The sequence below is a fragment of the Candidatus Latescibacter sp. genome (genome assembly GCA_030692375.1).
Classification (GTDB): Bacteria; Latescibacterota; Latescibacteria; order Latescibacterales; family Latescibacteraceae; genus JAUYCD01.
This window is the reverse complement of the sequence record JAUYCD010000155.1, coordinates 1-7175: the sequence shown is the minus strand read 5'-3', so window position 1 is coordinate 7175 and position 7175 is coordinate 1. Positions and strand designations below refer to the sequence as shown.

10 protein-coding genes and 1 riboswitch are annotated in these 7175 nt (G+C 46.5%); of the genes, 2 read left to right on the top strand and 8 right to left on the bottom strand.

Translation table 11 applies throughout. From position 1 onward, the window contains the following. The first annotated feature begins 412 nt into the window (after positions 1 to 412). Positions 413 to 1195, top strand: coding sequence for a hypothetical protein (locus tag Q8O92_09460; protein MDP2983539.1), 783 nt, complete (start codon positions 413 to 415; stop codon positions 1193 to 1195). Here Q8O92_09460 and Q8O92_09455 read toward each other — a convergent pair. The 3 genes from Q8O92_09455 to Q8O92_09445 form a co-directional block, all read right to left on the bottom strand. Beyond that, complete coding sequence (locus Q8O92_09455) at positions 1143 to 1325, bottom strand: hypothetical protein (protein ID MDP2983538.1); 183 nt, start codon at positions 1323 to 1325, stop codon at positions 1143 to 1145. The genes Q8O92_09460 and Q8O92_09455 overlap by 53 nt on opposite strands. Positions 1326 to 1588: 263 nt before the next feature. Beyond that, complete coding sequence (locus Q8O92_09450; GenBank protein MDP2983537.1) at positions 1589 to 2026, bottom strand: putative toxin-antitoxin system toxin component, PIN family; 438 nt, start codon at positions 2024 to 2026, stop codon at positions 1589 to 1591. Further along, positions 2023 to 2292, bottom strand: coding sequence for a type II toxin-antitoxin system Phd/YefM family antitoxin (locus Q8O92_09445; GenBank protein MDP2983536.1), 270 nt, complete (start codon positions 2290 to 2292; stop codon positions 2023 to 2025). The genes Q8O92_09450 and Q8O92_09445 overlap by 4 nt, the downstream gene beginning before the upstream one ends. A 271-nt stretch (positions 2293 to 2563) precedes the next feature. On the opposite strand from Q8O92_09445, the gene Q8O92_09440 reads away from it, so the two are divergent. Further along, positions 2564 to 3301 carry a hypothetical protein gene (locus Q8O92_09440; GenBank protein MDP2983535.1) on the top strand — a complete coding sequence of 246 codons (738 nt, stop codon included), beginning with the start codon at positions 2564 to 2566 and terminating at the stop codon, positions 3299 to 3301. A 388-nt stretch (positions 3302 to 3689) separates the two neighbouring features. On the opposite strand, the gene Q8O92_09435 is transcribed toward Q8O92_09440, so the two are convergent. The 5 genes from Q8O92_09435 to Q8O92_09415 form a co-directional block, all read right to left on the bottom strand. Then, positions 3690 to 3884 (bottom strand): hypothetical protein, encoded by a 195-nt coding sequence (locus Q8O92_09435; GenBank protein ID MDP2983534.1) that lies wholly within the window; start codon positions 3882 to 3884, stop codon positions 3690 to 3692. Positions 3885 to 4097: 213 nt separating this feature from the next. After that, on the bottom strand, positions 4098 to 4307 hold the full coding sequence (locus Q8O92_09430; GenBank protein ID MDP2983533.1) for a molybdate transporter family protein: 210 nt from the start codon (positions 4305 to 4307) through the stop codon (positions 4098 to 4100). A gap of 3 nt (positions 4308 to 4310) precedes the next feature. Next, complete coding sequence (locus tag Q8O92_09425) at positions 4311 to 5273, bottom strand: radical SAM protein (GenBank protein MDP2983532.1); 963 nt, start codon at positions 5271 to 5273, stop codon at positions 4311 to 4313. A 58-nt stretch (positions 5274 to 5331) separates the two neighbouring features. Further along, a riboswitch (molybdenum cofactor riboswitch) is annotated at positions 5332 to 5449 on the bottom strand. A 32-nt stretch (positions 5450 to 5481) separates the two neighbouring features. Continuing rightward, positions 5482 to 5832 carry a hypothetical protein gene (locus Q8O92_09420; protein MDP2983531.1) on the bottom strand — a complete coding sequence of 117 codons (351 nt, stop codon included), beginning with the start codon at positions 5830 to 5832 and terminating at the stop codon, positions 5482 to 5484. A gap of 446 nt (positions 5833 to 6278) precedes the next feature. Beyond that, positions 6279 to 6626, bottom strand: a complete 348-nt coding sequence (locus Q8O92_09415; GenBank protein ID MDP2983530.1) for a helix-turn-helix domain-containing protein — start codon at positions 6624 to 6626, stop codon at positions 6279 to 6281. Positions 6627 to 7175: the final 549 nt, after the last annotated feature.

Genomic DNA, 7175 nt, shown 5'->3' with positions numbered 1-7175 from the left:
TGTTACGTAAATAATCTAAGCAAGCCTCAATCTGTCAAGCCTCAGCCGAAGGCTGACTTGCTTGGGCTTGACAGCAACTAACAACATATTTTGAATAGGGTTGGATTGAGATCATTTCCTCAATGCAACCCTTGTAAGTAAATTTCTTAACCAACTCTTTTGGAGAAGAACCTGAAATGTTGATAACTCGTATTGATTTCACTGAATCTTTTCCGTTAATTGTAAAAAGCTTTTTGTGTTTCTATATCTATCTTTCGAGGTTGTATTTTTGGTTTATAGGTACGCAACGGGCGTAACATAATCACAGCTTGCACAGGGACGTTCATTATAGTATATGAGTACCGTTTTTTTGACGGCAGTTTGTATCTGCCCGATATTCCTGAAAAAACCGTCAAAGAAAGAATACAGAAATATGCGCCCGGCATTGACAACGATACTTCTCCTGATAGTAACGCATACATTCTCTTTTGCAGACGAACTATCCGTTTACACGACAGAGGTTGATGTCCCGAAATTCACGAAAGAAGCCATCCTCACCTACAAAACCACATTTACCCTCAATACTACCCTGAACCGTTGGAACAGAGTGCTCGATAGCCCCGTTCTCATGTGCAGAATATGGAACATGTATGATTTTTCTCCGGCGTACATGATCAGCCTGCTGGATACGGCTATACATGTTGTGGACCCGAGCGGAATCGAGGGAAACCTCTATCTCATTCAACCCGGAAGTACTAACCGCATGTACCTGGGGATCGGGAGACTGAAAAACTGGCTGCCGGTAACCATTCTGGGCAGAGTGCTGTTCAGTCTTACGTATGTTCCTTCCGGGGACCATGTGGATATGACCTTCACCGCGTACGGAGAACGTTCCAGCAACGTGCCGGAGAATCTTATGGTAAAAGCCTTTTCGCCCATTCTCATTAATCTAGTGAACAAGAGGATACAATCTAACCTGCGGGACCTGAAAATCATACTCTCCGATATGAAAAACAATCCGGAAAAAATCCGCTCCCGCCTAGACAGAAAGCTGCTCGGTGATTATAACCGACTGCTCGGTGAGAAAACCATGGCCCCCCCGATTCAATTCATGGGGAATAATACCCTGACGGAGGCGAAGCGCAGGCAAATGAATGCTTTTATCACCAATGACTGGAGGCGCAGTAGATATATTCCCCTTCCGCCTGCTCCATGAGGAGGTGGGCGTTATACAGTATCCCCCGGTTCTTTTCGTGACGGATCAGTTTCTCCTCCGGCGGGATGTGCTCAGTCTCGTACAGCCGGGGAATTTTTGACAATTGGTTAGCAGCAGGCGTGTTCCACATAATAAAATCTCCTTTCGGTTTGTAGATTCTTGATTTCGAAAGAACGCACAAACAAAAGGAGATTTCTTTTTGAAAAGAGCTATGTCAAAATGGGGTTTTTACTCCAATACGGTTCACTTAAGCGAAAAAAGGAAGGATATTTAACCACGAAACACACGAAAGGCACGAAAAATGATTTTTTTAAAAAAATGACAAATTTCGTGTTTTTCGTGACTTTCGTGGTTCAAAAATTTTTAAATGAACTGTATTGGTTTTTACTCTGTTTATTCTTCTCGCCGGACAATTGACAGAAATGTGGCCGGATTGACTATCGTAATTCCTTGAAATTCCTTCAAATTGGTGAGGTGGCGGTCTCCGGAAATGATAAAATCCGCTTCCCCTTCAACGGCACAGGCCAAGAATATATTGTCCGTTGGGCCATCCTTGATAGCGTCTGCCGTGTATTGTCCCGGTGTCATTACTGCAATTTTGCCGAGTTGATCAATAACAACTTCAAGCTCATCCGGAGTTACCCCGTTCCGTTTCATCAGTTTAACCAACCCTGGGTATTGTAAAACTCGGCTGGCTTCGTCTATAATATCCTGCGAAATAACAAAAGTCGATCCCCCCTCAAGGATGAGCTGTAGTATTCGGGCGGGAATACTCCGGGGAACAAGGATGGCGCTTACCAGCACATTGGTGTCAAGTACAACTCTCATCATAAGGTTCTGGCCGTTTTAACAGCTTCTTCAATAGCTTTCTCGACGACTTGGGATTTCTCATTACTCATTATGTCCCAAACAGTCTCAAGCGACTTGAGTGCTTCTTCCCGCTCTCTTTGGAGCATCCGATATTTTTCCATAGAGATTATCGCCACCAGCGGTTTTCCCGCTCGTTCAATGATATAGTCATCCCCTTTCAGGGACACTTCGTTCATGACCTGGCCGAAATTCTGCCGGGCCTTCATCGCCGAGGTTTTTTTTAGCATTTTCATATTCCTTTGACATAAATTATTGTAACTATATCAACTAGTATAACTCATATGGTAGTTTTGTCAAGCCTAAGTTTTCCCCTGCGTCAAAAACAGTTGTTTTTTTAGCTGTAGGTGTTATATATTTAGAATTATTTATCCTTGCGACAATAGAAATAATTTTAAAATTGGGATGAAGGGGCTACAGAATTACTTGTTGAACATCAAGACAAGGCTTCGTTTTGGTGCCTGATTGTATCCCTCGGAGCCAACAATAGGAGGGTAGGACATGAGAAAGAATGCAATCAATGTGGTTCTGGGAGTTTTTGTTGCAGTGGCGTTTGGCTTGGCGGGATGTGGTGGAGATGGGGGTTTTACACCATCCACTAAGACAGCCAATGTAGTCGGCACATGGAAGACTGGGACGCTTACAATTACGATCGCCTCAAATGGTAGCTACACGACCGTTGACAATGTAAACGGCGTGAATGTAACAGGGACTTATACTACTAATGGTAATCAGTTGATTTTGAATGATACCGGGGGCACAGGATCCTGCACCGGTAATCAAGCTACTGGAACTTATACTTATACGGTTGCTGGGGGTGGAACCACTTTTGCCCTTACTAAAATCAGTGATTCCTGTACTAATAGAGAAAAGGCTTTAAATGGACTCACCTTCATACTCGTAACATCTGACGGTGGCAATGTTACAAATGCAGAAGTATTTATGCTAAGAATGAATAACAATCCTGATGTTAATGGGACTCCTGATTATAAGTATTTTGTTGAATCTTATATCGATGACCCAAATCATGTAATATCATCTGCAAGTCTAACAGGTATGGGCAATACTTCTGCTTATGCATACAATAGTTCTACAAAAAAATGGTGGGACGACAGTGGTTCTCGATATTCAACTAAATCGCCAGTATTCCCCATGAACTATACAATATTCATTACATACAAAGATGGCCATAATTCAACATTAGCTCGAACAGTAAGCAGTTGGTCAATAGCACAATGAAGGCAATGATTTCGTTGATTGTTGGGCAAAAAACGGGGAGCCGAAGAAATAGCGTCTCCCCGTTTTACGAAGGAAACATGAGTGTCAGGTCTACACATTGACATATTCAAGAGATGAGGGCCGGACATGAAAGGCGTGACGCCAACCGCCTGGAATATTGTTCCGCAATTTACTTTGCATTCGGTACGGATAGCAAAGCGTTTATCACCTTCTTTAATTTGGACTTCTTGTAGGGCTTTGAGGTCTTGCCTGATGTCAGCCCATTCAAAGGCAAAGCCGGTGCGATTCAAACGCTGATCGAGTTCTTTTCTGAGGATCAATGCCAGGAAGCTGCAAAACACATGACCTCTGATGGTAGTTTTGTTCGTTTAATGAGGTGATTATTGCCTCACGATCTTGCGCATCTTTGCGGGCCTGACGTGTGTTCAGACACACGATATAGCGCTGCAAGCTCGGCAGTGGTCTCGGCGCTGATCATTCCGCGGTCCGCGACAATGCAGAAACCGCCGATGCCAAATCGCTGGCGTACTTTGTCGACAACGGGAATAAGGGTTGTAACATCAGTTGTGTTGCCGGGCCACATCTCACAGCAGAGTGGTCTGCCGTTATCGTCGATGACGGCGCCGACAATCATCTGGTTCAAATCCGGCCAGTGGTCTTTACTAAAACCTGAACATAACTCGTGTCAATAATTATTTCTTATTCCTGTGGCACTACTTTTTGAGGACACCCCAAAATCGCGTCTAATATTTACAATAACTTACAACAATTTTCTAACGAAATTTCCAAATAACTGTTAAAGAATAGCGTAGATGAGGGCAGAGGCGATTTGCAGGACGCCAAAGAGGAGGAATGCCCATCCAGCATCTATTCCGCTGGCCATCACCATACCAACCAGCAGCGGCAGATCGGTGCCAATGTCACCGAAGGCGCCGGAGAGTTCCTGGCGGTTAAATTGCAGACGCCGCCGGGTGAGGATCGTATTGACATAGCCAGCAAGGCGCATGGGTCATCCTCCGATGCGAGTCATATCACACTGGTCTGCCAGGTTGTGGGGCTGGCGCTTCAGTGCGAAAGCGTCGGTGATGGCCGCCGCGAGCGGTTGGCTATCACCGGCCAGGGCTGCGGCAAGGGCCGGGCGGAGATCGAGCTGTCGGCGGTTCGCCAAACAGCCAAGCAGCCGGCCGTCGGCGGTCAGGCGCAGACGCGTACAGCCGTGGCAGAAGGGGTGGCTGCTGGGCGAAATAAAGCCGCAGACGGTGGTGCGCCCGCTGGCATCTCGCACCATGAAGTCGCGGCTGGTCGCTCCTGTTTCGTAGGGCAGAGGCTGGAGGTCGTAGCGGGCGGTAAGTCGATCGCGAATGTCCTGGCAAGCGATGAAGCGACAATCGAATTCAATTGCAGCGACGCCGATCGGCATTAGTTCGAGGAAGCGGATATGGCAGCCCGATTTAAGGGCGAAGTCAAGCATGTCACCGGTCTCGTGGTCGTTCACGCCGCGCAAGACAACCATGTTCAGCTTCAAGGGCTGCAGGTCGTGGGCAAGGGCAGCCTCGATCCCGGCTAGGCTGGCAGTCAAGTCGCCGCCGCGGGTGATCGCCGAAAAGATGTCCTTATCGAGAGAATCGAGGCTGACATTCACCCGGTGCAGTCCGGCCTGCTTCAGGTCGCCGGCAAATTCGGCCAGGCGCTGACCGTTGGTTGTCAACGCCAAGTCGGCGATCCCCAGTTCCGCGCAGGCCGCCACCAGCTCCGGCAGATCGTGTCGCAGCAGGGGCTCGCCGCCGGTAAAGCGGAGTTTGGCGATACCGGCTATCTGATGTAGAAAATGGAGCAGGGCCATCAGTTCACCTTGCGGCAAACTTCTGCCGATGTTGTCGTGATCGCCTCTCCTGCCCGACCGGCAGTAACGGCATCGCAACTGGCAACTCTGAGTAACCGAAAATCGCAGCGAGATGCCCGGTGTCTTCATGCGCCAAGTCCTCCCCAGGGGCGGAATAGCGCGCGATAGAATGTCGCAGGCATTCTGTGTGGAAATCACGTAGTCTCCTTTCCAAATCGGGAGGCAAGGGCGTTTCCACCCAGACCCTATCGCCTGGTGACCATAGCAAAAGCCTTAGAATCACCAAGTCGGAGACGTTGGAATTTAAAAAACTTTAAACAACTGACGACGTGGCCGTCTATCTCGATGTCCGAGGCGGCCGCGGCCCAAAGTCCGAACCCGCCAAGGGATCGACAGGGTTCCCGTTGGCGTCTTTCTTCTTCGCAAAGTCACCATTGTAGAACTCGATCTTGCCGCTCGGGGTGAAGAAGCCGCGGACGGGCTTGCCGCCAATGACTGTGCAGATGCGTTTGCCACCTTTGTCCTTGGGCTTGTCGTAGATCGCCGTGCCGTCCTTGGTTATGTTGCCATCCACGAACCCGGCAGTGATTTTTTCTTTGGGAATGACGGCAGCGAACTTCTCGTATTTCGTTCCTCCCTTGTCAACCCAGACGGCGCCAGGCAATTGCTTCAATTCGGCCAGCGTCATCTTCGGCGCCCCATTCATGAGCTCATTGCTAAGTACTCTATTTCATAAATTGTGTTACGTATTTACATAGACCAATAATGATTCCATAGTTTGATTTCGGTCTATATATTTCTGGTTTACAAAAGCACTGGGAGTGGATGGTTTAAATTGTGTGATGATATGGTTGCTCACAAGCTTGAGTTTTTCATGTAAATCTTTACGGGTGAATTTCCAGCTATAAGGACGAGCCACTTCTTGATAATGTATTTGGAAATTCATGAGACGTTCTTCCACTGCATCGAGGTTCAGAAAATCATTGGGTGTTAATACTTTTTTCTGGTTTTAGTTTCACACCGGCCAAAGATTTTTGCCCTGCGTACATCCCACGCTGCAAGATACGTCAAAGCTCCACCTCGGGTGTATTCGTGTTCTATTTTCATCATTTCTCCCGGACAATTTCTGTTATGCTAAACCGGCTTAACGGAATGCCCCGCTCTACGGGAAGCTGGCAAGCAAGTGCCTTTATTTGGGCTATCTCCACAGGGGGAAAAAGCAAATGGTCTTCCCATTCGTGGTCTTTCCACAAGCCCCCGTTCTCGTTCATTGAAAAAGCGCTTGCGCCACTTGCTTACCGTTTTCCTGGGAAGATTAAGCTTTTTACCAATTTCATTATTCTCCAAACCCTCTGCAGCCAGAAGAATTACTTGCGCCCTGATCACATCTCGATAAGGTGCCGTATATTTTCTGGTCATAGAGCTCAGAGATTGTTGTTCTTCATCCGTCAGAACAATCTTAAATGGACTTATTCTTGGCATAATATCCTCCCTTTTTATGCAGGATATTATACCATCTTCTAATGAGAAAATCAAGAATATTACGTAATACTATTTATGAAATGAACCACTAAGTCGCAAGATTAGGTCTGCACAACTATCATCTTCTCAAATGCCTGATTTTATACCTTCAAGTAATATCTACAAACCTATAGAATGGGAAAATGATTCTGTTAATAAATATCATCCCGTAAAATGCCTTGGTTGCGGTCATACCGAATGGTTTGTTGAAACAATTCACATTTCTTCATTTTCTACTTCTTTTCCCCAAATATGTCCTTCTTGTGGTCAGAATAAAATATATCAATACTAATTGCGATTATATTCCGACTAACATAGAACCATACGTGATGGGTTAGTCAGGTATATAATTCTCTTTAAAATGGATTATTTTTGTTTTCACATATGACGGGCATATGACGGCTATAAAAATACCCCCTGAAATCAGGAGGTAAAATTCTTTGTAACTTATTGTCTTGTATTCTTGGTGGAGCTTGCGAGGATCGAACTCGCGACCTCCTGACTGCCAGT